The organism is Desulfosarcina variabilis str. Montpellier (assembly GCF_048565275.1).
GTDB lineage: Bacteria > Desulfobacterota > Desulfobacteria > Desulfobacterales > Desulfosarcinaceae > Desulfosarcina > Desulfosarcina variabilis.
The window spans coordinates 5,196,720-5,222,513 of the sequence record NZ_CP159846.1; the positions used below are offsets into that span (position 1 = coordinate 5,196,720).

Sequence of the window (25,794 nt, forward strand, 5' to 3'; positions counted from 1 at the left end):
TACAATGGTAGACGATATTGCTTCTAAAAGAAGCAAATAATATTACTCATCATCTGCATCTTTTACATTATAAATTTCAGGATAAAGTTTTTTCGCACAGTCAGGGCAAAGACTATGACTGAACACTGCTTCTGAGTGTTCTGAAATATATGATTCTATCCTTTGCCAGTAACCCTTATCATCACGTATCTTCTTACATGATGCACAAATCGGCAGCATACCACTCAAGACTTTAACTTTATTAAGTGCTTCCTTCAGCTTCTTTTCTGCGAGTCTACGATCGGTGATATTGCGGTGCACACCTCTATATCCGATAGTAGCACCAGATTCATCAAAGATGGGGACCGCGTTAGTTTCCAAAGTAACACGGGAACCGTCTTTATGGATATTTACGTTTTCGACCGCTTTTAGCAAACGGCCTTCTTCCAAGGCATTCTGGAAAACCATTTCAAGCCTTTTAGCTTCATCCTCTGGCATGAAATCAAACGGCCTTCTGCCGATCACGTCTTCAGGCCAATAACCTAAAAATTCATATACAATCGGAGAATAAATTTCGTCCTTTGGGTTAGAAAAATAAAAAAGGCGACCTGGCGACCTATTTTTGAAAATGGGGTCGCCTTGTGTTGTGAGCTAAGATCTTAAACACTTTATTTTTGGAGTTTTTTAATCATTTCTTCAACTTCCTCATAACCCTCTTTGTAAAATTTTTCTTCATCTGGGTCCAGTTCTCGCAACAAGCGAAGAAATTCACCAGCATGTTCCTTCTCTTCGTCTGCAATATCCATGAGCACTTCCTTTGCGAGCTGATCATCAGTGCTCTCTGCGGTTTGTTGATATAGCTGTATCGCTTCGTATTCAGCAGAGATCATAAACCGGATCGCACGAATCAACTCTTCTTTCGTAAGCTTTCTGTCACCTTTCATAACGCTAAATGGGCTGCAAAATTCCGGCATTTCTTATCTCCTTTCGTTTTTGGATACTCGAAGATCCTATGCAATGGGGGATATCGATTTTTAATTTGTTGAGCCAAATAAGCGGAAATAAAATCAACCAACAATATTTTGGGCATAAGATCAAGTAAAATTATCATTAAAAACAAAGGAATCTAATGCTGGCAATCATAAAGTGTTTGTGTCTACTCCTCGGATTTTGTTTAATCATCCAAATGAAATGAACTTTTGCATTTCCCGCTAATTCTCATTAAAAAACGCCTTAACCAACTGGTATCCTATATTATATTGCTTCATTTCAGTGTGCTCTTATCCTTTAAATAATCGCCGCTATCTATGATCGACTCCAGGAAGGTCGCGGACTTAATGTAGTTATGGGATGGTATGACGGAATAATCAAAAAAATGGAAGTGTGTATTAAGATGGGTTTTGCCGGATCAAAAATGTGGGTTTGCTTATATTTGTGTTGAATTCAGAATTGTTTCAATATTGACATGCTGAAATTATAAGAATATCAGTCTATTTACTGGGGATTGTTACAATTATCTTCTTTATTGGCTGTTCTTATTGTATTTCATCTAAATTGCTTCTATGTTGATGTCCGTTCCTGATTTTGATCCTCTTGTTCGTTTTATAGGAGAGTAATATCTATTATACATGTTTAACTGGATGAATAAATAAATTATAAATCCGAATCATGGAAAATATCAAAAAGAGCGGTTCCAGTTTAATGTCAAATCCATCTCCACCCGTAATGCAAGATCATTCTGTGTATGCTGGGATTTTTAAGCCATTCAGAATATCTGTTTTAATCGCCATCTTGTATTTGATTTTCGGAGTCTTCTACATTTACGTATCTTCCCATATAGCGGCACTGGCGGTTGTATCCAAAGAGCAGCTGGAATCTATTGAGTTAATTAAAGGATATATATTCATTTTGGTTACAGCGACTTTTCTTTTTTTAACCCTCTTTTGGTTATTGCAGCGTCTACATCGAAAAGAGAGAGAGCTTGTGAAACAAAGAGAAGCTATTGCAGCTGCTGGAAAGCAAGCCATCGCAGGACTTTTTGCTTCATCAATTGCCCATGATTTAAACAATATTTTATCAGTAAGTTATTTCAATTTAGACATTCTTAGTGAAAGCACGGATATTGACTCTTCAAATAAGCACCATGTTGATAATCTTCGTCGTGTAACTAATGAAATCCAACAATATACCAATAGGCTAACTGATATTAGTGGCAAACATATTCTAAGTGGCATACGGAAAACGAATATATCGGCCACAGTAAGTTCCACTGTAAAATTATCCTCGAATCATTCAAAGGTAAAAAGATGTTCGATAAATACTGACATTCCATCTTCTATTACAGGGGAAATTGATGAATCTTTGGTTACCAGAGCTCTGATAAACGCAATAGTGAACGCGGCAGAAGCTACTAATGAGAAAAGCCAAATTTTAGTACGGTTAAATCAAGATAAAAACGGTATCCGAATCGAAATACATGACAACGGTCCCGGCATATCACCTAAAGACCGTGCTCGTGTTCTTGAGCCATTTTATTCAACCAAAACAGATGGCACAGGATTAGGTTTGTTAAGTATTAGATATTGCACTGAAGTTCATAAAGGTTCCTTCGGGATAGAGAAATCATACTTGGGAGGTGCTTGTATATTTATGGTCTTCCCTCAATGAAGAACCACATATTAATAGGGACAATGTGAAAATTTAGGGCCATATTGAAAACAAACAACGAATGATAATTATGTAAAAAATTAAATATTATTCTGAAGTGGAATCTCAGTTGAATTGGTTAAGTACCTTTTGAGTCTGTGTGGAAAATGGAAAAATTTAATGATTTAAATTACTTCAAACGCTGTTCGAACTGTGGCTTTCAGTGGAAAACGCGAGATGAGTTCCTGTCTGACCCAAAGCTTGAAATTATCGGGTACCAAACCAATTTCAAAAATTTAACTTTGGGGCTGTTCTATTTTAATCACGAATGCCGGGGAACGTTTACAGTTCAGGCTGGAGTCTTTGAGGACCTATATGACGGTCCGATTTTTAAGAAGCGGGCGACAGGCTCAGAAGAATGCCCAGCTGACTGTTTGTATAAGGATAAGCTGAAGCCCTGTCCGGTCCAATGTGAATGTTCATGTGTTAGAGAGATTGTACAAATAATTAAGTATTTTAATAAGTTTTAGATTTTGTATCCCGACACCTAATTCAGTCCCCTTTCAACCGCTAAAATCTTTGCATTGTTGTTTAGCCGATTAAACACTTTTTTAGAATTATTTTTTTTAACTAACAATTCATCATTTTATCCTTTTCAGTATGAGTCACTGGCTAAAGAAGGCACAGCCAACTACCGATAGGTCATGCGATAGTCAAGTACCATAGTAAATGATCGGCAGACCAATTTATGTCATATGCTCAATTATTTAGATCGTTAACCTCATCCGTACCAAAAATTTTTTTTATTTTTGCTACCTTTCTAATTTTTAACTCACTTTCAATTCCCGATACCGAAGCTGCCAAAACGATAAAGGTCGGAATCTACAATAATAAACCCCTGGTCTTTGTGGATGCCAAAGGCGAGCCTAAGGGTATATTCGTTGATTTGCTTAACCATATCGCTGCTAAGGAGCAATGGAATTTAGAATATGTCTTTGGCTCTTGGCCAGAATGCCTTGATCGATTGGAATCAGGCAAAATTGATTTATTGACAGGAATTGCTTCTTCAACGAAGCGTGCAAAAAAATATAATTTCACATACGAGTCGGTGATAACGAATTGGGGTCAAATATACGTTTCAAAAGATTCTGGAATCAAATCGATATTGGATTTAGATGGCAAAAAGATATCCGTAAAGATGAAGGACATCCATCATTACGGGATTCGTGAACTGGTGTCTAAATTCAACATGAACTGTCGGTTCGTAGAGGCCGACGGATATGATGTGGTCTTTGAATTGATAAAATTTAATCGCGTTCACGCCGGAGTAGTAAACAGGCTTTTTGGCATGCAGAATAAAGCCGGTTATGCAGTACAAGAAACACCAATAATGTTCAATCCAATTGAAGTAAAATTTGCGTCCCCGAAACACTACCCTAAAGATCTGATTTCTAAAATTGACAGTCATCTACGAAAAATGCATTCTGGCGAAGACCCGATCTATTCAAAGACCTTGAACAATTGGCTGATTGCTAAACCAGAATGGGTGCTACCCGATACTATAAAATATACGTTGATCGGAGTGGTTTTGATATCCTTTTTATTGGCTTTAATGAGCTTTACACTAAGAATTAAAGTTAAAAAAAGGACGAAAGAATTATCCGCCACAAACAACAAGTTGGAGATGGAAATCAAGACTCGTAAATTAGTTGAAGAGGAGTTGCGTAAATATGAAAAAATAGTAGCTTCTTCTAATGACCATATGGCAATGATAGACTTATCCTATATATATCAAGCAATGAATTTAGCCTATCTAAATGCAATCAATAAAACTTGGCAAGAAGTCATTGGTAAAAAATCATGGGAAGTATTAGGAGTTTCTTTTCCTAAAAATGGTCACAAAAAACTTCTTGATAGGGCATTTTCAGGCGAAATCGTAAATTACAGAACATGGATGCACTTTCCTATTCTTGGAAAGAGATATATGGATATTGTGTATACGCCCTACACACAATGTGACAATCAAATAGCTGGTTGTGTTATCAATTCACGTGATATTACAGATCGCTATGAGCTTGAGAAAAAGCTTGAAAATGCAAAGAAAATGGAATTCATGGGAACTATTGCAGGAGGTGTTGCCCATGATTTAAACAATATTCTGTCTGGCATTGTTAGCTATCCAGAACTGCTGTTGATGCAGCTGCCTAAAGATAGCAAAATGAGAAAGCCTATTGAAACAATAAAGGATTCAGGTGAGAAGGCAGCGGTTATTGTCCAAGATCTTTTAACGCTAGCCAGACGGGGAGTAGCCAATAGAAAACAATTAGATCTCAATGAAATTATAACCGTATTGCTGAACAGTCCTGAGTGTGAAAAAATAAAGTTATTCCACCCTAATGTCCATATAAAAACAGATTTATCAAAAACACTAAATCCGCTTTCTGGATCTTCGGTCCATCTATCCAAGACTGTGATGAACCTGATATCAAATGCAGCCGAAGCGATGCCAGACGGTGGTGAAATATTTATAAAAACCCGAAGGCAATATTTAGATGCATCCATCATTTGCAATACTGAGGCATTGCCCGGTGAATACATATTACTGGAAATCAAGGACAATGGTACAGGTATCTCCCAGGAAGACATAAACAATATTTTTGAACCGTTTTATACTAAAAAAGCCATGGGTAGAAGTGGAACAGGCCTTGGCTTGGCTGTTGTTTGGGGAACTGTTATGGATCACTACGGTCATATTGAGGTAGTAAGCGATGGACACAGCGGCACGGTTTTCAAACTCTACTTTCCCGTGTCATACGAAGAGGCTCAATCCCCTGAACGAATCAAGGACATCCAGGCCTATAAAGGAAATGGAGAAAAAATATTAGTTGTCGACGACATTGAAGCACAAAGGGAGATTGCCTCGGATATCTTATTGACTTTAGGATACAAAGCAACATCCATGTCAAGTGGAGAAGATGCGATTGACTATTTGAAAGTAAATAGCGTTGACATGGTTATCTTGGATATGCTCATGCCTCCTGGAATGGATGGCTTAACTACTTATGAAGAAATACTAAAAATCCGACCAAGCCAAAAAGCGATTATTGCAAGTGGATTCGCTGAAACAAATCGTGTAAAAAAAGCTTTGGATTTGGGAGTTGGTCAATTCATAAAAAAACCATACACTTTAATGGATATTGGATTTTCAATTGCGAAGGGATTGATGGAATAATTAAAAACCACTATTTTCTTTACGCAGCTAAAAAATGTGTGAGTTTTCATGCTGTTCTATTCAAAGAATGTTTGCCAAGAGTAAGCTTAGAATACATATATTTAAAATTTGCCTTTTTCCTTGCCTCTTTTGTACCAGTCTTGGTTACCATATATCTCCTCCATGCAGTCGGGACACATTCCATGACTGAAGCCAACATCCGTGTGGTGCTCAATATAGGATTCAATCTGGTTCCGGATGGACTGTTTATTTCCGTCGTTCAAAATTGTGATGATGTCGCCGTCATAGACTCGAAGGACCTGGTAGGATTCCGCATAGTCAATTGCAAATGAAAGGAAGAACAGGAGCAGAAATAGGAATGCCGGCCGGCATAGACACCGAGCGAATATCGAAGGACACAATGATGTTGCTGAATTCATCTTGTCCGACCGTTTCAGGATCAATGATTGCTAAAGCCATTATAGCTTTGATTTGACACGGGAAATCAATGTTTTGAATAATCGCTCAAATCTGGTGGGGAGTCAAGGGATTGTTGAGCAAGGCGGATCTGGCTGGCGGCTGCATAAATTTCAGATGCAAATGTAACCGTTATGATGGGCTGGGATCTATATTTTTGGTGGAAACACCAATACCTAAGCCAATGGACATCGTCCGCGAGTTCAGGGCCTTCACAATCAGCTACGATTCCAAGGATAACGATGACAATTTCAAAAATGGGGAAGCCTTCGGTATCCCGGAATGGGTCGCCTATGAAATTAAAAAGTACGATGGCGATTGCATCCCCACCAAGAAACGGCCGAAATGGTTTGCCGAAGAGGATTTGATTGAAATTGGAATCGCTCCTAAAGATTCCTCTTACGTGTATTCCAGAGCCTGGCGAAAAAACCATCCAGATTGGTATATCCGTGGGCACCTGTGCATGAAGCTGATTGCGGAACGTCTGGGTAACGATGCCGGCCACAACACCCACACCTTTTTGAATGCAGTCCCACAGCGTAACAGGTTCAACGGAGGAATTTGGTTAGATCTCGAATATCTGACCGCTGCTTGGGCACAAAAATATGGATCTGTATGGGTGATTACTGGTCCTATTGTCATTGATGAAATGCCATCAGGTTATATCGGTGAAACAGAAAAAAATGAAATGCCTGTGGCCATACCCGACGCATTGTTTAAAATTGTGGTAAAAAACTCTGATAATGAAGGCGTCCCGGACGTCTTAGCCTTTATTTATCCCCAAATCGGGCCGGGATACACACTGAAGCCTTACAGGCATGAACGTTATCTCACTTCAGTGGATGAGATAGAAACACTAACTGGTCTGGATTTTCTGACAAGCCTTTCCGATGATATCGAAAGCTGCATCGAAAAACAAATTGCTGAAAAACTGTGGTCCGTCGAATCAGATGATTTTATTAAGGCGTGCAGAGATTGATCAGAATGGTTGAAGGATAATCCTGAGGGCGTATGCAACAATTATCTGGTAATGCTGAAACATGTGGAACAATTTGATCAAGACCTCGGTCCGTTCATGCCCAACTCAAATAATCCTGGTAGTCTGCTGGTGGTGTTTTCCATGAAAGAACTTATCAATCAAATTCGATTCAGAACCAAGCTAAATGAAATTGCTTAGAATCTTCCCAGTCTTCCCAACCGATGTAGTTCATCAATCTGTTCTAACAGCCTATCTTTATGGCGTTTAGCATTAGAATAAGCAGCATCTGGCCCCATTATATCGATCCTTGTTTCGATCAGCTTTCGGGCTATCTTGTATTTTAGGCTTCCCCTTTTTAGTTGACCATCGGCGGTAAGGATCGCCATTATCTGTGCCATGGCCTGGAATTTGTTCATTAGGGGCCTCATGGCTTTGTTTTTCTGGATACTTATTCAGATCATAGATCTGGTGATGATGTCAATTGCATTCCAACGGGTAGCTGTTTAGTGACTAAACAGTTTTCCAGGGGCATACCCTACAACCGAAATGACAATTTTCGATAAATGGGAGTATTGTAACTGTGACTCTGGCGGATCGCTGCTTTGGCAAATATTGTTTAGCTCTCTGATATGAATATTGTAACTGAAATTTTTCTCCGGCCGGATTAAAACTACGCTATGAATAAACTGCTAAGGGACCAATACCGCATGAGCTAACACTGATCTGAGTTGATACTGTGCTGACCACTGCGGAAACCAGACAGTCAACAGAATATCAAAGCCTTTGGCTCCTCACACTCTCTCACAGACAGGCTTTCACGCCAGGGGCTTGTCTTTTTTTATTGATTCGTTGTATGAGTTGCTCAACTAATTGATAATAAATCAACAATTGGAATCCTAACGCATGAAAAAGAGCAAGAAGTCAAAGCAGTTAAAAAAATGGCAAGCTAAAATCAAAAAGAAAAGAGCTGCATTCTCTGATAAAGTAAAGATGTCAGAAGTTATATTGAAACTTGCAGAACCGTTATTAGCAAAATACATTGAAAATGATAACCGGGTAAAAACTATTATTTCTTTGACCGTTATTGAATGGAACAAGATCATGCTTCCTGATTCTATGCATGATGAAACTCAAGAAAGAGTGATTAATCATCTTGTTCCGCCAAATGGAGATGCCGAACAAATTGGTGCTATTCTGTATATCAGTGATTTGATAAGAGAAAGAAAAGAAAGATATTATCCGAATCTTAAATGTGTTATTACCAAATACGACTTAAGCGTATCAAATGGAAATATTACATTAAGCGTAGACTATGTTCCGATCAAAAAGCAGAATAAAAATGGCACTGCTGAATAAATAAACCTGCATGCCGCAACTGGGAGAGCTACCGCCATGGTTTTTAATGAATTTTATCATCGCAATGGCTTGGCTGTTCGATCCTTTTCTTTGGCATAAATTAAAAGGAGAAACAATGGCACAAGAACTCAACCCAAATGATATTGTTGATTTTCGTGAACTCGTAATGGCTAACACTATTCAAGTCTACAGCGCTCAGATAAATTGATACACATTCTTTCAGATAAACCGAGACGTTGGCTCACGCTACAGCCAACAGAGATTGTTAATCCAACCCCGCTACCCCGCCTTGCAAGATAAAAAAGTACCCCGCCTGCCGCTTATCCCGCTGCAAGAAGGAGGCACATCGAGGGCTCAACGAAGGTAGTAGAAGAGTAGATTGTCGGCAGTGAAAGCCAAAAAGAATGGATTATTTGGAAGGAAGTATGGCGGTAATCATTTGGGTCAGTTTTTGGATTTGGCGGCCCAACTGGTCCAATTGCATTTCCAGCTTTGCGATTCGACCTTCATTGGCTTTTTCCAAAGCTGCGATTGGTTTTTCTGGCAGGCCATCGTCTGAAGGAAGGACGTCGCCAAGAATATTTCCAATGTGACTCGGACCATTATCAGATCTTTTTGAAAAAAATCTGTGGTTTGGCCGACAATCAACTTGAGGGGGACTGCCGCGGATTATCCGGTGATTTTCCGGTTTAGGGCTTACGCCATCCTTTTGCAGAATCGACTGCAAAAACTTCACGCTATGAACAAAATCGGTTTGTCGGACCAGCATCACCAGATCGATGGTGTTAAAATTCTTTTCACAGGCAAAACATCTGCCCAAATTGGTCTTTGGATTCACGGCGGTGTTAAACCCTTGGCACAAAGGACACATAAAACGAAAGCAGCCTTGGGTTACCCGACATGGGATACACAAGGTTTTCTCGATCAGCATCCGAACATCGGTCTCATTGCGCAGGGTATAAAGCTCGCTTTTAGAAAAACAGTGACCTGCCATGTTACGTGACCGGATCGAGTTTGGGGCGTAAACTGACGCAGTTTTTCATGTTGACGACATGGCTGTTTTCCGTCAACCGATCAATCAGGGCGGCGGTCAGGTGGTCGTTTTTCAAAAAAGACGACCATTGAGAAAACCCGAGATTTGAGGTGATCAGTGTGGTCTTTTTTTTGTGCCGTTTGTTCATCAGGGTAAAAAACAGCCCGACCTGCACCGGCTCGACCTCTACATATCCCAGTTCGTCGATTACAAGGCAATCGGTGGCGGCAAAGGACCTGATGACACGGGCTTCGGTGTGATCGGCGACCGATTGGTAAAGCTGTTCGACCAATTCGGCAAATGGGACAAACCGGCCGTTGTACCCCCGATCGATGGCATGGGTGAGAAAGGCGGTGGCAAGCCCGGTCTTTCCGGTGCCGGTCGGCCCCATGAAGATCAGGTTGCGGCATTTTTCCATGTAATCAAACCGATCGTACATGTTCACGATTTTCTTTTTGTTCAGCTTCGGCTGCCGGTCAAAAGGAAAGGTTTCGATCACGTACTTTTCCGGTATCCTGGCACGGGTAAGCCGCATCTTTCTGGCGTTTTCCTTTTTGAGTTGATACTCCTGCTCGACGACATGTTCGAGCAGCCGCGCATGGGAGTAATTGCCCTTTTGTGCGATGGAAAGATACCGGTCCCAGTTGCCCAAAAGGCCGCCAAGCCGGAGATACTTGAGCATTTGGGTAAGTTTTTCATCCATCGTTATCCTCTGTGTCATACACGCTCAGATCGACGTCATCGGCAAAGCACCCTTCGATATAGGCGGTTCTGTTTTCCAACTGCCGGTCGATCTGCGGCAGCGGCATTTGGAAATTGGTGGCCGTCAACTGCAGCGTGGCAATACGTTCGACGGTTTTAATATCCGTGATCCGGTACTTTAGCGCCCGGCCGACGGTTTTGATGAATACCTCAAGGGCCATTTTGCGGTATAGGCCATACAGTGCGCGGATGAACCGGTGTTTCTGTTTGACGCCGTTTTTGATGGCAAAGGTAAGATATTCGTCGATCGGTTTGGCAGTTTCACGTAGAATTTTCTCTTGTTTTATGGCGGGTTTTTTCCGGTTTCTGGGCATGTGCGGCGGTATTTGCTGCCCTTCGGGGGGGATACGCTTATTTTTAACACCTTCCGGCGGTAACGGGTAGCGACCGAGCAGTTTGCGGCTTTTGTAGACCATCAGATGCTCGGCATATTGCAGCACCTTCACATCGTGGCGTTTGACGCCGGGTATCCAATAATAATTGCCCCCAACGGCTGTATATCCGTACTGGTCGGTGCCTCGTTCCAGTACACGGTAGGGGGCCGGGACATAAACAGGCAGCTTTTTCAGATACGGTTTTTCATACTCAAACACCAGGGCGGGGATCAGCCGCGTTTTCGTTGTCGGTCTGTTGGCCATTCGCACCGTTGCCCACTCGAAAGCCTGACGGTTCATATCTTCGAGACTAGCAAACTCACGACCTGGAAAAAAATTGGTTTCAACCGTAAAAAATCCGCGTTCATTGCCGGCTTTTCGATTCGCATGCCCCTTTTCATGGCAGACAAAGGAAAAGCCGTACTGCTTGGCAAATTGTGCCATTTCAGGGTGTATGACCGCGTTTTTTCCGGTACCGTAAAGACGGGCCAAATTCGTGTTGTCAATGATGCAATCGTCTGCCACATATTGCCAAAAGGTGAGCGCTTCATGAAAAAAACATTTCATCTTGAACCGATCAAATGCCCGGTAGAATTTCAAATATTTCAGCTTGCAGTAACGAAAATACAAAAGGCTGGCCTGAACCAAAGCCGGGATGTTTACAAATTTGACCCGATACGGGGAGGTGTCGTGCTGCATCTCGGCGCCAGGTTGGTCAGGTACTTGACCACAGCGTTTTTTTCGTCTTTTCCCAAAGCCAAGCTCACGGATGATCCGGCTCAATGTCGAATAGCCGATATCGATGCCGTGCGCTTCACTGAGGATCTCGTGTGTGCGTTGAACCCGGCCGTCGCACTTCAGATAAACCCGACTGACCAGCTGTGTGTCGATGTCGATTTTATCGCTTCGGGTGGTCTGCGGCAGCTCGCCGCCCTGACCGATAATGGTGCGGACCGTCTGATTATAACGGATTTAGGGGAGCTGGATGAACATTAGTGTAACATGTTGATTTTTCGTAATATTTAAACAACTAGACTTTTTATTAATGATTTTGTATAGTTAGAGACCATACCCTGGCAAGGAGGTCTCTAACTATACATGGGAAAAGCAGATGCAGCAACATCCACCACCCGACTCAATAGAACCATATGTTTACCATTTTCTCAAGAACCCTATGACAACAAAATCAATTCGGCCGTCGATTTCAGAAAATTTCTGGATGCGCAATATGAGCTTTTCCCAGAACTGTTTCCGCCTTCATTTTCCAAAGGCTATCGGATGAAAGATAAGTATCGTTCGAAAAAGCTGTCGATTTGGATCCGCCGTATTAAAGTTGATGGCATCGCCTATACGATACGTCCAGCCTTTGCTATGCCCTATATGACTGGGTTTACAAAGGATGTTGAAAAACCTCTCATGTTGCGCAAGGCTGCTGTTCCCTTCTGGATGTTAGCCTACGGCTTCGGAAAAAACCCGATGTATTGGTACCGAATGGAGACGTCTCTTGGCAAAAACAGCCTCATCGGCACCTCCATTAAAAACCCTGAATACCTGCCCCAGCATATCAGCGCGGATGAAAAACACAGCCGAATCAAGGGCGAAAAGGTCTATGTGCCCTGCACGGTCGGCAACGATTGCATTTTAGGCGTGGCCGTGAAGAAAAGTGCCGGCCAACAGGACCTTGAGGCCGGCTATGGTGTTTTTAAAAAGGAAGCGCAGGACTTGAACCCGACTTACTCTCCGCAAACCTGCAACACGGATGGCTGGATGCCAACCATGAACGCATTCAAGTCATTATTCCCGGCTATGGTGCTCATCTCCTGCTTTTTACACCTTTACATTTCCATCCGAGATCGATCACGGAAAAAGTTCAAAGATATCTTCCGGTTGGTTTCAGATAAGCTGTGGAGCTGCTATCAGGCTAAAAGCAAAGCCTCTTTTGCTCAACGGGTGAGGCGTCTTCACGAATGGGCTTCCTGCCGTGAGATGCCATCTGTCATCATGACCAAGCTTGAAAAGCTGCGCAATAATCTTCCCTCATTTTCAATTGCTTATAACCATCCCGGCGCGCATCGGACAAGCAACATGGTCGATAGGCTCATGCAACGATTGGATCGTTACCTATTCTGCACCCAATATTTCCATGGAAGTCTTGAGGCAGCCGAGCAGGGTATTCGCGGATGGGCACTCATCCAGAATTTTGCGCCTTCAAATCCGAGGACGGTCGCCAAGTATCATGGCTTGCAAAGTCCGGCCGAAAGACTGAATGGCTTCCGATATCATGAGAATTGGTTGCAAAATCTTCTTATTTCGGCGTCACTCGGGGGGTTTAGAGGACCTCCCCAAAATCCGTGATAATCAGCAGATTTATCTATCTACATATCACTGAATTTATTCTTTTAATACGAAACCCAAAAATAAATAATAAAATGATGACCATCGTATGGATTGTGCATAGAGAAAATCCAAAGCCGTCAATGAGAATTAGAAGTAAAATATAAACGGCCCGCTGCAAAACAGGAAGACATTCAGACACGGTCAGGCGGGGTAAAAAGAAAAGGGCTAATTCAATCAGCCCTTTGATACATTCACTAATTGGAGGCGGCAACCAGATTCGAACTGGTGAATGGAGGTTTTGCAGACCTCTGCCTTACCACTTGGCTATGCCGCCTTAAGAAAAAAAAATGGAGCGGGAAACGGGATTTGAACCCGCGACTTCGACCTTGGCAAGGTCGCACTCTACCACTGAGTTATTCCCGCTCAGTTGGAAACGCATACTTAGAAAATATCGGCTCAGATGTCAATAGAAAATTTACCCTTGGAGCAATTTTCTGAATCTCAGGAAGTAATCGGCACCAGACCACAGGGTAAACGCCAACGCCCCCCAGAGAAATACCATGCCAATGGCATAAAAATCGAGCCCCCATACCGGGTAATGCAAGGTAAGCGGAATAATGGCCGCGATTTGAAACCCGGTCTTGTACTTTCCCAGGCTTGAAGCCGATACATCCTGCCGATTCTGGGCAATGATGTTTCGCAATCCGGTTACCGCCAGTTCACGACCGATAATAATGCAGGCGATCCACGCCGGCATCCATCCCAAAGAGCTAAGCATGATCAGCGCGCTGGAAACCAGGAGCTTGTCCGCCACCGGGTCCATCACCTTTCCCAGATTGGAGACCAATCCATAGCGACGCGCCAGATACCCGTCAAAATAGTCGGTAATGGCGGCGGCACTGAAAATCAAGGCCGCCAAAAACGCTGTCAAACGATTCGGCAGCAACAGCAGGATAACGATCACCGGTGCCGAAATGATACGAAACAGCGTCAGTGTATTGGGATGGGTGAGAAATGAGTTGATACGCGCATTATTCATAATGGTTACCTACCAGATCGATCACTGCGCCTGCCCTTGCCAATCCCGTGCGAACAGCTATTTTTGGGCTTTTTCCCAGTCAGCCAAAAAGGCTTTGAGGCCTTTGTCCGTCAGCGGATGGGCGGCCAGCTTGCTAAGCACATTAAAAGGAATCGTGGCGATGTCCGCGCCGGCCAGGGCGGAATCAAGGACGTGCAGCGGATTGCGCACGGACGCCACGATGATTTCCGTATCATAGGCATAGTTGGCAAAAATCTCAACAATCTGTTCGACCAGCTGCATGCCATCATGAGAAATGTCGTCCAGGCGTCCGACAAACGGGCTCACGTATGCCGCACCGGCCTTGGCAGCCATGAGGGCTTGAAGCGGTGAAAAAACCAGGGTGACATTGGTTTTGATTTTCTCATCGGTAAGCTGTCGGGTTGCCTTGAGGCCTTCAACGGTCATGGGCACTTTGATAACGATATTCTTGTGAATCTTGGCCAGTTCCCGGGCCTCCTTGACCATGCCCTCGGCATCCAGGCTGATCACCTCGGCGCTGATCGGACCATCCACGATCTCGCTGATCTCCTTGATCACCTCTTCAAAAACACGCCCCTCTTTGGCAATCAGCGATGGGTTCGTGGTGACGCCATCGACCATGCCCATGGCATGCGCTTCCTTGATTTCATCTATATTAGCCGTATCGATAAAAAATTTCATGGTACTGTCCTTTTAGAGTTGGCGAATTTCAACTTCGTTTCAAAATGAATCCAATACAATAGGCTCGATCGCTTATTTTTGCTCATCCAGAAAACGATCGCGGCACGCTGTTGAACAGAAAAGGTAAACCTGCCCTTTATGCTGCAATTCCACGCCTTCGCGCCGGGGAAAATAAATTCCGCAGACCGGGTCCTTAACCATCACATCATCGATGGAATGTTGCCGACCGTGGTCCTGGCCCATCATGGCACCGAGATTGCGCTTGATCCACGATTTAGCGGCGCGATAGGCAAGATAACCGATAATAATAATCAGCAGTAGTTTCACGACAACCTGCCTTGGTCCAGTGTGGGCGGGTCCGCCAACGGGTACACCTTTTGGTCCTCGTCATCCAGGGCGCTGAGCAACGCCCCCATGGTGGTTCCCAGCACAGGATGCATAATCGTTGGGTCTATATCACAGATGGGTTGCAAGACAAAGGCTCTTTTGTGCATGCGCGGATGGGGCAGGATCAGGTGCTTTGATTGGATCACCCGATCATCATAAAGCAGTATATCCAGATCCAGCACCCGCGGTCCAAACCGGATGGCATCGGCTTTGCGCCCCATGCGTTTCTGAATGGCGAGAAGTTCGGCAAGCAGTGCCTCGGGTGACAATCCGGTATCGATTTCCACTGCCGCGTTGACGAACCAGTCCTGGTCCGTGTAATCCACCGGGGATGTCCGGTAAAACCGTGACACCCGACGCAGCATCGTCTCGCCGGAATCGGTCAAGGCCGCGAGCCCTTTCAGACAATTGTCCAGTTTATCGCCCAGGTTGGACCCAACGGAAAGATAGACCCGGTGATCAAGGCTCATGTGCGCCATGCATCCTCCCACAACTCAGCGCTGTAAATCACCCGCGCATCGCCTTCCAGATAGACATCCTGATATCGATTTGCCTGCCGGCTGAAATGGACGGTCAGGGTTGACCCGCTGCGCGTGGTCAGGCAAACCGGCGACGATAGTCCTTGGGTGTGTGACAGGATCAACGCCGCGGCCACATTGCCCGTGCCGCAGGCCAGGGTTTCGTCTTCCACCCCGCGCTCATAGGTGCGGATCGATATCTTATTACTGCTATCGATGGAGACAAAATTGGCGTTGGTGCCTGCCGGTGCAAATTCCTGATGATAGCGGATGCGGCGTCCCATGCTCACCACATCCGTCTGCTCGACGTCAGGGACCACCATCACCACATGGGGCACGCCGGTATTGATGCTGCTCACCCGCACCGGATTGTCATCCAGGTATAGATCAAAGTCAGCGCGAAGGTCCACCGGATCGGTCATACGGATCTTGACCGCATCCTCGCCCACTTCGGCGTGGATGATCCCCGCCAGCGTTTCAAAGGCCATCCGCCGACCGGCAATGCCATGCAAAAATGCAAAGCGTGCCGCACACCGCGCCCCGTTGCCGCACATTTCCGCCACACTGCCATCAGCGTTGAAGAACCGCCATTTGAAATCCACCACGCACGACGGTTCAATCAGAATCAGTCCGTCGGCACCGACCGACAGTTTGCGGCGGCAGGCCCCTTTGATCAAATCGGGCAGCTGCGCATCAGGCACCCATAGCTCCCGGTTGTCGATAATGATGAAATCATTGCCGCTACCGCTCATCTTATAAAAAGGGATCGATTTCATGGCACCGCCTCCGGTTGGACACGTTTATCCGACGGATAGTCAAATTGCACCGGGTCGCCGTCCGGTCCGACAACACGCCCCATCTGAAGATGAACCGTAAATACATATCGAAATCCCGCGTCCAGGCCCAGCGTCAGTGTGTAAGAACCGTCATCGGTTTCCACATAAGGGATATTTCCCACGGTTTCAAACACCCGAGGACAATTCTCACATGCCGGTTGGTCAAATGCGGTTCGGGAGCGCCGAACGATAAAACTGGCCTGCCTGGCCGCTCGAGAATCAAGGGGAGATTGAAGTCGCCACGTCAACGCCACTTGACCATCCGCCACACGATGGGCAAGGTCTGTTACGGAAGGCAGGGCGGGCGGCTCCCGCAAGGGTACCGGCGGGCCTTTCACGCCGCAGCCCCCTATCAGTGCAAACCAGCCCAGAACCAGGGCCAGCACAAGCGTTAGCGGAATGTGGCTATCCCTGCGCGCTGTCAACCGTTGCGGGTTTCGCAAAATCCTGGGATTGCCCCCAATAGGCCCCTTCGATTCAATCCCCATCGTGATATGCAATGGCTTTCAATTCTTAAGCGTTACGCCGACGTCATGCGTTTTACGAATCCGCCAACATTTTTTTTGCTTCGGCAATGGCTTGCACCACATTGGCGGTGGCCGTGCCGCCCTGGCTTTGACGGCGATCAATCATATGGCTCAAGGTCAAATGGGCGAAAATATCTTCCTTGATCTGGCTGGCAAACCGTTTCAGTTCCGCCAGGCTCAACTGGTCCAGTTCCTTGCCCTGATCCAGGGCATAGGCCACGGCGTTGCCGACGCATTCATGGGCCTGCCGAAACGGGATGCCCTGTCCCACCAGGTAATCGGCCATGTCCGTGGCATTGAGAAAACCGACCGAGGCGGCTTTTTGCATGGTTTCCCGGTTGACCGTAATGCGTGGAATCATCTGCACATTGATGGACAAACAGGCCTTCAGGGTATCCACCGCGTCAAACAGCGGTTCCTTATCCTCCTGCATGTCCCGGTTGTAGGCCAAAGGCAGGCTCTTCATCAAGGTCAACAAGGCCACCAGGTCCCCCACCACCCGCCCGGTTTTGCCACGCACGATCTCGGCCACGTCCGGGTTTTTCTTCTGAGGCATGATGCTGCTGCCCGTGGCAAAAGCATCGGAAATGGAGATAAACCCGAACTCGGATGTGGACCACAGCACCAGTTCTTCGGATAAACGGCTCAGATGAATCATGCACATGCTGGCATCCGAGAGAAACTCCATGGCAAAATCACGATCCGCTACGGCATCCATGCTATTGGCGCTAACACGCGGGAAGTCAAGCAGTTGGGCTGTATAGGCACGGTCAATGGGATAGGTGGTTCCGGCCAGGGCCGCCGAGCCTAACGGCATGACGTTGATCCGCTCAAGGCACTGGCTCAAACGGGCCTGGTCGCGGGTGAACATCTCGTAATAGGCCAGCAGGTGATGGGCAAACAGAACCGGCTGGGCCCGCTGGGTATGGGTATAGCCGGGCATGACCACATCCTGGTGCTTTTCGGCCATATCCACAAGCACCGTTCGCAATTGGTGGAGCAGATCAATGGTCTGGCGGGTCTGGTCACGCAGATACATGCGCACGTCCAGGGCGATCTGGTCGTTGCGGCTGCGGGCGGTGTGCAGCTTCTGGGCAACCCTGCCCGACACCTGGAGCAATCGTGCTTCGATGTGCATGTGAATATCTTCCAGGCTGTCATCAAAGACAAATTCCCCGTGATCCAGTTCGCGCTTGATGATTCCAAGCCCTTCGATCAACTGGGAGGCATCCTCGTCGGTAATGACACCGACCTTGGCCAGCATTTTACAATGGGCGATGCTGCCATCAATATCATAGGGGTAAAGCCGCCGGTCATAGGCGATGGAAGCGGTAAACGCCTCCACGCTTTTGGCCGTCTTTTCGGAAAATCGACCATCCCAGGGTTTCTCGGCCATGGTCTGCTCTATCCTTTCCGTTGCATGAGTTTACGGATGCGCAGTCTGAGGGCATTGAGCCGGATAAACCCTTCTGCATCCTTCTGGCTGTAAACCGTATCATCCTCAAAGGTGGCGTGAGCCTCACTGTACAATGAATGATCGGATTTGCGGCCGCGGACGATGCAGTTGCCCTTGTAAAGTTCAAGACGCACCACACCGGATACGTTTGTCTGCGTACTGTCGATCATTCCCTGCAGTATTTCCATTTCCGGAGAGAACCAGAATCCATTGTAGATCAGCTCTGCATAACGGGGAATCATTCCGTCGCGCAGATGCATAACTTCGCGATCCATGGTGATGGATTCCATGGCCATGTGCGCCTGGCGCAGGATCGTGCCCCCCGGCGTTTCATAGACACCACGGGATTTCATGCCCACAAACCGGTTTTCAACGATATCCACACGTCCGATTCCGTGTTTGCCACCCAACCGGTTCAACTCGGCCATGACGGCGGCTGGGGAAAGGGCGGTGCCGTTGATGGCCACCGGGTCACCGGCCTCAAAGGTGATCTCGATGGTCTCGGGCGTGTCCGGGGCATCCTTGGGGGAAACGGTCAAGGTAAAAATATCGTCCGGGGCACCGGCCCAGGGATCTTCCAGAATGCCTCCCTCATAGCTGATATGCAGCAGATTGCCATCCGTACTGTAGGGTTTGTCATGCGTCGTGGGCACCTGAATGCCATGTTTTTCGGCAAAGGCCATCAGAGCCGTCCGCGAATTGAGATCCCATTCGCGCCAGGGGGCAATGATCTTGATGTCCGGATTGATGGCATAATAGCCCAGCTCAAAGCGGACCTGATCGTTGCCTTTACCGGTGGCGCCGTGGCTGACCGCATCCGCGCCTTCAATGGCGGCAATCTCCATCTGCCGTTTGGCGATCAGCGGCCTGGCGATGGAGGTGCCCAGAAGGTACTGGCCCTCGTAAATCGCGTTGGCGCGAAACGCCGGGAATACGTAGTTCTTAGCAAAGTCCTCTTTCAGGTCATCCACGTAGGCTTTGACTGCGCCGGTTTTCATGGCGTTGGCTTCCACGTTTTCAAGGGAATCGGTCTGTCCGATGTCCGCCGAAAAGGTCACGACCTCACAGTCATAGGTTTCAATGAGCCATCGTAAAATGACAGACGTATCCAAACCACCCGAATAGGCCAGCACGACCTTGTTAATCTTCTGTGTCACCGTTGTTCTCCTTCATCAATCGTCCATAGGGTGCCGTTTTCAACATGTCCGCCTTGAAACGGTCACCGGTATCTACTATTTCAGCAGCTCATCCAGACACCGAATCAGCGCATCGATTTCATTCTTCTCAACGATCAGGGGGGGAACAAAACGTAAGGTATCCCCCTGAACACAATTGACCAGAAATCCTTTTTCCATCAAAACCGGCACCAGTTCGTCAGCCAGCCTGTCCAGTTGGATGCCCAACAAAAGCCCTTTGCCCCGCACTTCAAGAATACAGTGATGCTTGAGTTTAAGCTGTTTGAGCGCATCTTTGAAATAATCTCCGGTCGTTCGGGCACGATCGACAATCCCCTCGCCCGCGATCATTTTCAGTGTCTCCAGCGCTGCCGCCGTGACCAGGGGCGTGCCACCGAAAGTGGAGGCATGGGCTCCGGGTCCAAAGGCCGCCGCCACGGTTTCAGTGGCCAGCATGGCACCAATGGGCAGCCCGTTGGCAAGCGCCTTGGCCAAGGTCATGATATCCGGGGTAACGCCATCGTGCTCATGGGCAAACAGCTTGCCGGTGCGTCCCATGCCGGTCTGGATTTCATCCAAAATCATCAGTACCCCACACCGGTCGCAAAGCTCACGAACCTTTTTGAGAAAATCGGGCGCCGGACAGCGAATCCCCCCCTCCCCCTGGATCGGCTCCAGCATGACGGCACAGGTACGATCATCAATAGCCGCCTTGAGCGCCTCGATATCGCCAAAAGGAACAAAGGAGAACCCGTCCAACACCGGATCAAAGCCTTTTTTTATTTTCTCCTGGCCGGTGGCCGACAAGGTGGCCATGGTACGCCCGTGAAAAGACTTTTCCATTGAAACGATGCCACTTCGCTGCGGCTGGCCCTTATCGTTGAAATATTTTCGTGCCAGCTTGATGGCCGCCTCATTGGCTTCGGCGCCGGAGTTACCGAAAAACACGCGATCGGCAAAACTGTTTTTCACCAAAAGCTGCGCCAGTTCGGTCTGTGGAATGGTGTAATAAAGATTGGACACATGCACCAGTTCCTTGGCCTGCCGGGCAACGGCGTCGGCAATTCGCGGGTGGGCATGCCCCAGGTTGCACACGGCGATCCCGGCCACAAAATCGGTATATTTACGCCCCTGGGTATCCCAAACCGTGCATCCCTGCCCGCGTTTGAGAACAATCGGAAACCGTTTGTAGGTTGCCGCAATCACCCGATCCGCCGTTTGCATGATCGATTTTGTCATTTATTCCGTTACCTCCGTTCCGATGCCCCGGTCCGTAAATAATTCCAGCAGTATGGCATGGCGACGCTTGCCGTTGATGATCGGCACCTTTTCCACACCGTTTCGAATGGCCTTGAGGGCATATTCGATTTTGGGAATCATGCCTCCGCTGATGCTGCCGTCCTTGATCATGCGGCTGATGGTTTCCGAATCAATGGAGGAAATCAGCGCGCCTGTCGCATCCATCACCCCGTCCACATCGGTCAAAAGGATCAGTCGCCCGGCCGACAGGGCGACGGCAATGTGACTGGCCACCAGATCGGCATTGATGTTGTATGTTTCTCCCTCACTGCCGGCCCCCACCGGAGCGATGATGGGGATAAAGCCTTTGGCGGACAGGGTGTTGATGATGGCCGGATTGATACGCGTCACCTCCCCCACCATTCCCGGATCGATAATTTCCGGCGGACTGTTTTCGTCCTCCTGGTGTACGATGCGCATTTTCTTGGCCTCGATAAGTCCCCCATCCTTGCCGCTGAGCCCCACGGCCCGCCCGCCCTGATGGTTGATCTGGGCCACGATGCCTTTATTGACTTTGCCGCCCAGCACCATCTCCACCACGTCCATGGTAGGGCCGTCGGTGAGCCGCATGCCACGCACGAACTGGGGGCGAATGCCCATCTGGTCCAAAACCTTATTGATCTGGGGGCCGCCGCCGTGAACGACCACCGGATTGAGCCCGATAAACTTGAGCAGGGTGATGTCCCGCGCAAAATCGGTTTTAAGTTGCTCGTCCACCATGGCGTGCCCGCCGTATTTGACCACCACGGTCATGCCGGAAAATTTTCTGATGTAGGGCAGCGCCTCGATGAGAATATCGGCGACGGTCGAGTTGGGGGGAACGTTTTGTGTTGACATAAAGATCCTTTATCTCAGCTGGCAGCTTACAGGTAACCCGGTAATATTATCCAAAGTCCCTTCAGCCTTCAGCCTAAACTTCTTATGTAGTGCCCATCCAGAAATAGGCAAATTTGGTCGAGATCAAGGCGCCCGAAAAATTTAACCACAGGCGCCCCGCAGGAAGTGCCCTTGGGGTGCATATGATTGATATTCCGAGGATTAAATTTTTCGCGCAACGCCGATATCGGGCAAATTGGTCATTCCTGGATGGGTACTATCTACAATATATACCGACTCAGGTCCTCATCATCTTTAATCGCCTTGAGTTTGTCCGCTACATAAGCAGCATCCACGGTCAGCCGCTTTTCCGGCACATCCGGCGCGTCAAAAAGGATATCTTCCAATAGCCGTTCCATCAGGGTATGCAGTCGACGGGCACCGATGTTTTCGGTTCGCAGATTGACCTCCTCGGCGATTTCGGCAATTTTCTCAACCGCATCGTCAGAAAAAATCAGTTCCACCCCTTCGGTACGCAGCAAAGCGATATACTGTAATAACAATGCATTTTGCGGTTCCGTAAGGATCCGAAAAAAATCATGACGGTTCAACGCATCCAGGGTCACCCGGATGGGAAAACGTCCCTGAAGCTCGGGAATCAGGTCGGACGGTTTGATGGTATGAAACGCACCCGAGGCAATGAACAGGATGTGGTCGGTCTTTACCGGTCCGTATTTGGTGTTGACGGTTGAACCTTCCACAATGGGCAAAAGGTCCCGCTGGACCCCCTCGCGGGAGACATCCGGGCCCTGCCCCTTGCCATTGCCGGCGATCTTATCGATTTCATCCAGAAAAATGATGCCGGCCTGTTCGACCCGGGTAACCGCATCCTGGATGACACGTTCCATGTCCACCAGATTCTGGGCCTCTTCGGCGGCCATGGTCTTCAGGGCCTCGGGAACCTTGATCTTGCGCCGACGGGTGTTTTTAGGCATCAAGGGACCCAACATATCTTTGAAGTTGATGCCCATCTCCTCCATGCCGACATTGGAAAAGATCTCCACCATGGGCATGTTGCGATCGGCAACATCCAGATCCACATAGCGGTTGTCCAATTTCCCGGCCTTGAGCATCTTACGCAGTTTCTCACGAGTGGATGATGCCGTCTCGACCGATGGCGATACCACTTCCAGGCCGCTATCCGCACTTGCCTCTGCCCGTCCCGCTTCAGCCTTGGGCAGCAATAAATCCAGCATGCGCTCCTCGGCGATACGGGAGGCTTTTTCTTTGACCGATTCCTGGGCCGTGGCCCTGACATTGTTGACCGTCAGTTCCACCAGATCTCGCACCATGGATTCAACGTCCCGACCTACGTACCCCACCTCGGTGAATTTTGAGGCTTCCACCTTATAAAAAGGCGAGTCACTCAGACGCGACAGGCGACGGGCGATTTCCGTTTTGCCCACGCCGGTCGGCCCGATCAAAATGATGTTCTTGGGGGCAATCTCATCTTTTAAATCATTGGGCACCTGGCGCCGTCGCCAGCGGTTTCTGAGGGCGATGGCCACAGACCGCTTGCCGTCCTTCTGGCCGATAATATATTTATCCAATTCAGCGACGATTTCGCTTGGTTTCAAATCCTTCATGGTTTAACGCTCTTCGATGGTAATGTGATCGTTGGTATAAACGCAAAGGGATGCGGCAATTTTCATGGATTCTTCGATGATCCGGCGCGGATCCAAATCCGTCTGCCGCAATAGTGCCGTTGCCGCGGCCTGGGCCGCGACACCGCCGGAACCGATGGCCACCACCCCCTCGTCCGGTTCGATCACATCTCCGTTACCGGAAATCAGCAGCATGGTGTTATCATCCGCGGCGATCATCAGTGCCTCCAGGCGGCGCAGATATTTATCGGCCCGCCAGTCCCGTGCCAGTTCAACGGCCGAACGGGTCAGATTGCCATTATAGCGTTCCAGTTTCTGTTCCAGTTTTTCAGTCAGGGTCAGCGCATCGGCCGTGGCACCGGCAAACCCCACCAGAATGGTGTCTTTATAAATGCGCCGGACCTTACGGGCATGGTGTTTGATGACCGTGTTGTTCAGCGTCACCTGCCCATCACCGGCCATGACCACCCGGCCATCCATCTTGATGGCCAAAATGGTGGTGCCGTGGAATCTTAGCGTTGGGTCACGTTGATCGTGGGGCATGGGGTATTTGCTCACTTTCTAGTATGCCTCCAGCAATGGGGATCTGGATGGTTACTTTCTATTTCCGGGGATGGGCGTTGTCATACACCGCCATCAACCGGTCAATGCTTACGTGCGTGTATTTCTGGGTTGTTGAAAGGCTCTTGTGGCCGAGCAGCTCTTGAACCGTACGAAGATCCGCCCCCGCATCCAGCATATGGGTGGCGAAACTGTGCCGGATACCATGGGGCGAAATCGGAATTACCAGGCTGCATCGTTCAATCAAAGTTTTCAAGATGCGACCCACGGAACGCGATGTCAACCGTCCTTTGTTTTTATTTAGAAATAAGGGCCCATCGGTATTGCTCCCGATGCCTGTTTTTTCATAAAGTCGCTCGCGATAAGCCTGAATCCGCTGCACGGCTTTCTGACCGACCGGCACAATCCGTTCCCGCCCCCCTTTGCCCACCACCCGCAGACAACCGGATGAAAAGTCCACGTCAAAAACGTTCAGACCGGTCAGTTCGGACACCCGGATCCCCGCACCGTAAAGGGTTTCGAACAAGGCCCGGTTGCGTAGTCCCAATACCGTATCCTCGAGGGTCTGATCCAAAAGCCGGAACATATCGTCCACGGACAGATAGGACGGCAACTGACGGCTGTATTTAGGCGTCAGGATCGCCGCCGACGGATCCTCCTCGATGACCCCCTGTTTGACCAGAAAACGGAAAAACGAGCGCAGGGCCGATAGCTTGCGGACAATGGTCGACTTCTCGTTTCGGCGGTGCAGATAGCCCAGGTAGCCCCGTACCGTCGTATTATTGATGGCATCAATGGCCAGGGCCAGGGGCGGTGGACCGTCGGTCGTATCCGGTGTTTCTTCCCCGCTGGCATACCGGACAAACTCCGTCAAATCATGGGCATAGGCGCGGACCGTATGCACGGAATACCCTTTTTCAGCCTCCAGGATCTGCAGAAAACGGTCAATCTGATCACTGATCGCACAGGCGGTCATAGGAATTTAATCTGCGTTTCGAGTTCCGGCCATGATCCCACGCTCATGTATTCATGGGGATCCTGATTCCAAGGCTGCCGGAACACCACGGGAGCAATGCCGGCCGCTTTCAACAGATGGCAGGTTTCCAGCCGATCTTCGACAAACCATTGGATGCCGTTTTCCAGCAGCACCTCGGTTTTCGCCTCAAAAGAACCGGTGGCGACGATGGTTGCCCGGTCGTGCTGTCCATCGAGCAGAGCATTCATCCAACCGGCAATGGGACCGGGATCGGGACGCGCCGTAACCATAAAAAGACGCCCGGTGGCTTCCGCGATACGTCGCAGTACTTTTCCTGCGCCGGGAAGCGGCTTCAACGTGGCCTGGTAATTCCCGTCCAGAATGCGGGTCACGGCACTTTCCAGAACCGCCAGGTCCACATCCAGGCATTCGTCCAGCCGGTAACAGGTAATGTCATCGTATTTCACCGTATGGACATCGTAATGGTCTTTGAGAATATCCAAAAACAAATGCATGGTGTCGGCAATCACCCCATCGATATCAAATGCCAGGGCCGCCGGATCAATCATTGTATGTTCCTGTTTGTCATTGCGATGCATGAGTACCTTATGTCTTTCCCATCATCAATAAAAACTGTTTTTGTAATCCCATTGTGCCAAGCGTGTCAATATGGATATTGGAAAA

The 25,794-nt window shown here is 48.0% G+C and carries 27 protein-coding genes and 2 tRNA genes; 7 read left to right on the plus strand and 22 right to left on the minus strand.

The annotated features are described in order from the left end of the window. Positions 1 to 42: 42 nt before the first annotated feature. Both Dvar_RS23480 and Dvar_RS23485 read right to left on the minus strand, forming a co-directional pair. Positions 43 to 609: a PAS domain-containing protein gene (locus Dvar_RS23480; RefSeq protein ID WP_419664151.1), complete on the minus strand. Its 567-nt coding sequence runs from the start codon at positions 607 to 609 to the stop codon at positions 43 to 45. 38 nt (positions 610 to 647) lie between these two features. Next, positions 648 to 953, minus strand: coding sequence for a ferritin family protein (locus tag Dvar_RS23485; protein WP_419655553.1), 306 nt, complete (start codon positions 951 to 953; stop codon positions 648 to 650). A 694-nt stretch (positions 954 to 1,647) separates the two neighbouring features. On the opposite strand from Dvar_RS23485, the gene Dvar_RS23490 reads away from it, so the two are divergent. The 3 genes from Dvar_RS23490 (at position 1,648) to Dvar_RS23500 (ending at position 7,292) form a co-directional block, all read left to right on the plus strand. After that, a complete protein-coding gene (locus Dvar_RS23490; protein WP_419655554.1) occupies positions 1,648 to 2,646 on the plus strand; it encodes a sensor histidine kinase in 999 nt (332 codons plus the stop codon). Positions 2,647 to 3,373: 727 nt separating this feature from the next. Continuing rightward, the gene (locus Dvar_RS23495; RefSeq protein WP_419655555.1) at positions 3,374 to 5,857 is read left to right on the plus strand and encodes an ATP-binding protein; all 2,484 of its coding nucleotides are present in this window, start codon (positions 3,374 to 3,376) and stop codon (positions 5,855 to 5,857) included. 532 nt (positions 5,858 to 6,389) lie between these two features. Further along, positions 6,390 to 7,292, plus strand: coding sequence for a DNA/RNA non-specific endonuclease (locus Dvar_RS23500; RefSeq protein ID WP_419655556.1), 903 nt, complete (start codon positions 6,390 to 6,392; stop codon positions 7,290 to 7,292). Positions 7,293 to 7,486: 194 nt separating this feature from the next. Here the strand turns inward: Dvar_RS23500 and Dvar_RS23505 are convergent, their stop codons facing one another. After that, positions 7,487 to 7,708, minus strand: coding sequence for a hypothetical protein (locus tag Dvar_RS23505; protein WP_419655557.1), 222 nt, complete (start codon positions 7,706 to 7,708; stop codon positions 7,487 to 7,489). A 487-nt stretch (positions 7,709 to 8,195) separates the two neighbouring features. Between Dvar_RS23505 and Dvar_RS23510 the strand changes: the two genes are divergently transcribed. Together Dvar_RS23510 and Dvar_RS23515 are read left to right on the plus strand one after the other, a co-directional pair. After that, positions 8,196 to 8,648: a hypothetical protein gene (locus tag Dvar_RS23510; protein ID WP_419655558.1), complete on the plus strand. Its 453-nt coding sequence runs from the start codon at positions 8,196 to 8,198 to the stop codon at positions 8,646 to 8,648. A 10-nt stretch (positions 8,649 to 8,658) separates the two neighbouring features. Further along, positions 8,659 to 8,856: a hypothetical protein gene (locus Dvar_RS23515; protein ID WP_419655559.1), complete on the plus strand. Its 198-nt coding sequence runs from the start codon at positions 8,659 to 8,661 to the stop codon at positions 8,854 to 8,856. Positions 8,857 to 9,057: 201 nt separating this feature from the next. On the opposite strand, the gene Dvar_RS23520 is transcribed toward Dvar_RS23515, so the two are convergent. From Dvar_RS23520 to Dvar_RS23530, 3 genes are read right to left on the minus strand one after another with little or no spacing between them, the layout of a single operon-like run. Next, positions 9,058 to 9,642, minus strand: coding sequence for a CHC2 zinc finger domain-containing protein (locus Dvar_RS23520; RefSeq protein ID WP_419655560.1), 585 nt, complete (start codon positions 9,640 to 9,642; stop codon positions 9,058 to 9,060). A gap of 1 nt (position 9,643) precedes the next feature. Next, entirely contained in the window at positions 9,644 to 10,384 is a 741-nt protein-coding gene (istB, locus tag Dvar_RS23525) for an IS21-like element helper ATPase IstB (protein ID WP_419655561.1), read from the minus strand. Then, entirely contained in the window at positions 10,377 to 11,384 is a 1,008-nt protein-coding gene (locus Dvar_RS23530) for a hypothetical protein (RefSeq protein ID WP_419655562.1), read from the minus strand. Before Dvar_RS23530 ends, istB begins: the two co-directional genes overlap by 8 nt. On the opposite strand from Dvar_RS23530, the gene Dvar_RS23535 reads away from it, so the two are divergent. After that, on the plus strand, positions 11,367 to 11,813 hold the full coding sequence (locus Dvar_RS23535) for a hypothetical protein (protein WP_419655563.1): 447 nt from the start codon (positions 11,367 to 11,369) through the stop codon (positions 11,811 to 11,813). The genes Dvar_RS23530 and Dvar_RS23535 overlap by 18 nt on opposite strands. A gap of 102 nt (positions 11,814 to 11,915) precedes the next feature. Next, positions 11,916 to 13,172, plus strand: a complete 1,257-nt coding sequence (locus Dvar_RS23540) for a hypothetical protein (protein ID WP_419655564.1) — start codon at positions 11,916 to 11,918, stop codon at positions 13,170 to 13,172. A 241-nt stretch (positions 13,173 to 13,413) separates the two neighbouring features. Here Dvar_RS23540 and Dvar_RS23545 read toward each other — a convergent pair. From Dvar_RS23545 to Dvar_RS23620, 16 genes are all read right to left on the minus strand, one after another. Beyond that, positions 13,414 to 13,488: transfer RNA gene (locus tag Dvar_RS23545), tRNA-Cys, on the minus strand. Between the two features lie 14 nt (positions 13,489 to 13,502). Next, positions 13,503 to 13,577, minus strand: a tRNA-Gly gene (locus tag Dvar_RS23550). A 52-nt stretch (positions 13,578 to 13,629) separates the two neighbouring features. Continuing rightward, the gene (gene pgsA / locus Dvar_RS23555) at positions 13,630 to 14,193 is read right to left on the minus strand and encodes a CDP-diacylglycerol--glycerol-3-phosphate 3-phosphatidyltransferase (protein WP_419655565.1); all 564 of its coding nucleotides are present in this window, start codon (positions 14,191 to 14,193) and stop codon (positions 13,630 to 13,632) included. Between the two features lie 57 nt (positions 14,194 to 14,250). Continuing rightward, on the minus strand, positions 14,251 to 14,895 hold the full coding sequence (fsa, locus tag Dvar_RS23560; protein WP_419655566.1) for a fructose-6-phosphate aldolase: 645 nt from the start codon (positions 14,893 to 14,895) through the stop codon (positions 14,251 to 14,253). 72 nt (positions 14,896 to 14,967) lie between these two features. Then, positions 14,968 to 15,222 carry a YHS domain-containing protein gene (locus Dvar_RS23565; RefSeq protein ID WP_419655567.1) on the minus strand — a complete coding sequence of 85 codons (255 nt, stop codon included), beginning with the start codon at positions 15,220 to 15,222 and terminating at the stop codon, positions 14,968 to 14,970. Continuing rightward, positions 15,219 to 15,761 carry a 2-amino-4-hydroxy-6-hydroxymethyldihydropteridine diphosphokinase gene (gene folK, locus Dvar_RS23570; protein ID WP_419655568.1) on the minus strand — a complete coding sequence of 181 codons (543 nt, stop codon included), beginning with the start codon at positions 15,759 to 15,761 and terminating at the stop codon, positions 15,219 to 15,221. The genes Dvar_RS23565 and folK overlap by 4 nt, the downstream gene beginning before the upstream one ends. Then, the gene (dapF, locus tag Dvar_RS23575) at positions 15,749 to 16,576 is read right to left on the minus strand and encodes a diaminopimelate epimerase (protein ID WP_419655569.1); all 828 of its coding nucleotides are present in this window, start codon (positions 16,574 to 16,576) and stop codon (positions 15,749 to 15,751) included. Before dapF ends, folK begins: the two co-directional genes overlap by 13 nt. Further along, positions 16,573 to 17,079, minus strand: coding sequence for a hypothetical protein (locus Dvar_RS23580; RefSeq protein ID WP_419655570.1), 507 nt, complete (start codon positions 17,077 to 17,079; stop codon positions 16,573 to 16,575). Before Dvar_RS23580 ends, dapF begins: the two co-directional genes overlap by 4 nt. A 97-nt stretch (positions 17,080 to 17,176) precedes the next feature. Further along, a complete protein-coding gene (gene argH / locus Dvar_RS23585) occupies positions 17,177 to 18,559 on the minus strand; it encodes an argininosuccinate lyase (protein WP_419655571.1) in 1,383 nt (460 codons plus the stop codon). Between the two features lie 8 nt (positions 18,560 to 18,567). Then, on the minus strand, positions 18,568 to 19,776 hold the full coding sequence (locus Dvar_RS23590; protein WP_419655572.1) for an argininosuccinate synthase: 1,209 nt from the start codon (positions 19,774 to 19,776) through the stop codon (positions 18,568 to 18,570). A gap of 75 nt (positions 19,777 to 19,851) precedes the next feature. Beyond that, a complete protein-coding gene (locus Dvar_RS23595; protein ID WP_419655573.1) occupies positions 19,852 to 21,033 on the minus strand; it encodes an acetylornithine transaminase in 1,182 nt (393 codons plus the stop codon). Further along, positions 21,034 to 21,930 carry an acetylglutamate kinase gene (argB, locus tag Dvar_RS23600; protein WP_419655574.1) on the minus strand — a complete coding sequence of 299 codons (897 nt, stop codon included), beginning with the start codon at positions 21,928 to 21,930 and terminating at the stop codon, positions 21,034 to 21,036. A 260-nt stretch (positions 21,931 to 22,190) separates the two neighbouring features. After that, entirely contained in the window at positions 22,191 to 23,555 is a 1,365-nt protein-coding gene (gene hslU / locus Dvar_RS23605) for an ATP-dependent protease ATPase subunit HslU (protein ID WP_419655575.1), read from the minus strand. Positions 23,556 to 23,558: 3 nt separating this feature from the next. Further along, complete coding sequence (gene hslV, locus Dvar_RS23610; RefSeq protein WP_419664152.1) at positions 23,559 to 24,116, minus strand: ATP-dependent protease subunit HslV; 558 nt, start codon at positions 24,114 to 24,116, stop codon at positions 23,559 to 23,561. Between the two features lie 58 nt (positions 24,117 to 24,174). After that, positions 24,175 to 25,110: a tyrosine recombinase XerC gene (locus tag Dvar_RS23615; protein WP_419655576.1), complete on the minus strand. Its 936-nt coding sequence runs from the start codon at positions 25,108 to 25,110 to the stop codon at positions 24,175 to 24,177. Beyond that, a complete protein-coding gene (locus Dvar_RS23620) occupies positions 25,107 to 25,679 on the minus strand; it encodes a 5' nucleotidase, NT5C type (protein WP_419655577.1) in 573 nt (190 codons plus the stop codon). Before Dvar_RS23620 ends, Dvar_RS23615 begins: the two co-directional genes overlap by 4 nt. Between the last annotated feature and the right edge of the window lie 115 nt (positions 25,680 to 25,794).

Excerpts from the sequence above, each read along its gene's own strand:
- Dvar_RS23505 (WP_419655557.1), bottom strand. The coding sequence starts at position 7,708 with ATGAACAAATTCCAGGCCATGGCACAGATAATGGCGATCCTTACCGCC.
- argH (WP_419655571.1), bottom strand. The coding sequence starts at position 18,559 with ATGGCCGAGAAACCCTGGGATGGTCGATTTTCCGAAAAGACGGCCAAA.
- Dvar_RS23540 (WP_419655564.1), top strand. The coding sequence starts at position 11,916 with ATGGGAAAAGCAGATGCAGCAACATCCACCACCCGACTCAATAGAACC.
- folK (WP_419655568.1), bottom strand. The coding sequence starts at position 15,761 with ATGGCGCACATGAGCCTTGATCACCGGGTCTATCTTTCCGTTGGGTCC.
- Dvar_RS23520 (WP_419655560.1), bottom strand. The coding sequence starts at position 9,642 with ATGGCAGGTCACTGTTTTTCTAAAAGCGAGCTTTATACCCTGCGCAAT.
- Dvar_RS23595 (WP_419655573.1), bottom strand. The coding sequence starts at position 21,033 with ATGACAAAATCGATCATGCAAACGGCGGATCGGGTGATTGCGGCAACC.
- istB (WP_419655561.1), bottom strand. The coding sequence starts at position 10,384 with ATGGATGAAAAACTTACCCAAATGCTCAAGTATCTCCGGCTTGGCGGC.
- argB (WP_419655574.1), bottom strand. The coding sequence starts at position 21,930 with ATGTCAACACAAAACGTTCCCCCCAACTCGACCGTCGCCGATATTCTC.
- pgsA (WP_419655565.1), bottom strand. The coding sequence starts at position 14,193 with ATGAATAATGCGCGTATCAACTCATTTCTCACCCATCCCAATACACTG.
- Dvar_RS23490 (WP_419655554.1), top strand. The coding sequence starts at position 1,648 with ATGGAAAATATCAAAAAGAGCGGTTCCAGTTTAATGTCAAATCCATCT.
- Dvar_RS23620 (WP_419655577.1), bottom strand. The coding sequence starts at position 25,679 with ATGATTGATCCGGCGGCCCTGGCATTTGATATCGATGGGGTGATTGCC.
- Dvar_RS23615 (WP_419655576.1), bottom strand. The coding sequence starts at position 25,110 with ATGACCGCCTGTGCGATCAGTGATCAGATTGACCGTTTTCTGCAGATC.
- Dvar_RS23535 (WP_419655563.1), top strand. The coding sequence starts at position 11,367 with ATGAAAAAAACATTTCATCTTGAACCGATCAAATGCCCGGTAGAATTT.
- dapF (WP_419655569.1), bottom strand. The coding sequence starts at position 16,576 with ATGAAATCGATCCCTTTTTATAAGATGAGCGGTAGCGGCAATGATTTC.
- Dvar_RS23510 (WP_419655558.1), top strand. The coding sequence starts at position 8,196 with ATGAAAAAGAGCAAGAAGTCAAAGCAGTTAAAAAAATGGCAAGCTAAA.
- hslU (WP_419655575.1), bottom strand. The coding sequence starts at position 23,555 with ATGAAGGATTTGAAACCAAGCGAAATCGTCGCTGAATTGGATAAATAT.
- Dvar_RS23530 (WP_419655562.1), bottom strand. The coding sequence starts at position 11,384 with ATGAAATGTTTTTTTCATGAAGCGCTCACCTTTTGGCAATATGTGGCA.
- Dvar_RS23515 (WP_419655559.1), top strand. The coding sequence starts at position 8,659 with ATGCCGCAACTGGGAGAGCTACCGCCATGGTTTTTAATGAATTTTATC.
- hslV (WP_419664152.1), bottom strand. The coding sequence starts at position 24,116 with ATGCCCCACGATCAACGTGACCCAACGCTAAGATTCCACGGCACCACC.
- Dvar_RS23495 (WP_419655555.1), top strand. The coding sequence starts at position 3,374 with ATGTCATATGCTCAATTATTTAGATCGTTAACCTCATCCGTACCAAAA.
- fsa (WP_419655566.1), bottom strand. The coding sequence starts at position 14,895 with ATGAAATTTTTTATCGATACGGCTAATATAGATGAAATCAAGGAAGCG.
- Dvar_RS23485 (WP_419655553.1), bottom strand. The coding sequence starts at position 953 with ATGCCGGAATTTTGCAGCCCATTTAGCGTTATGAAAGGTGACAGAAAG.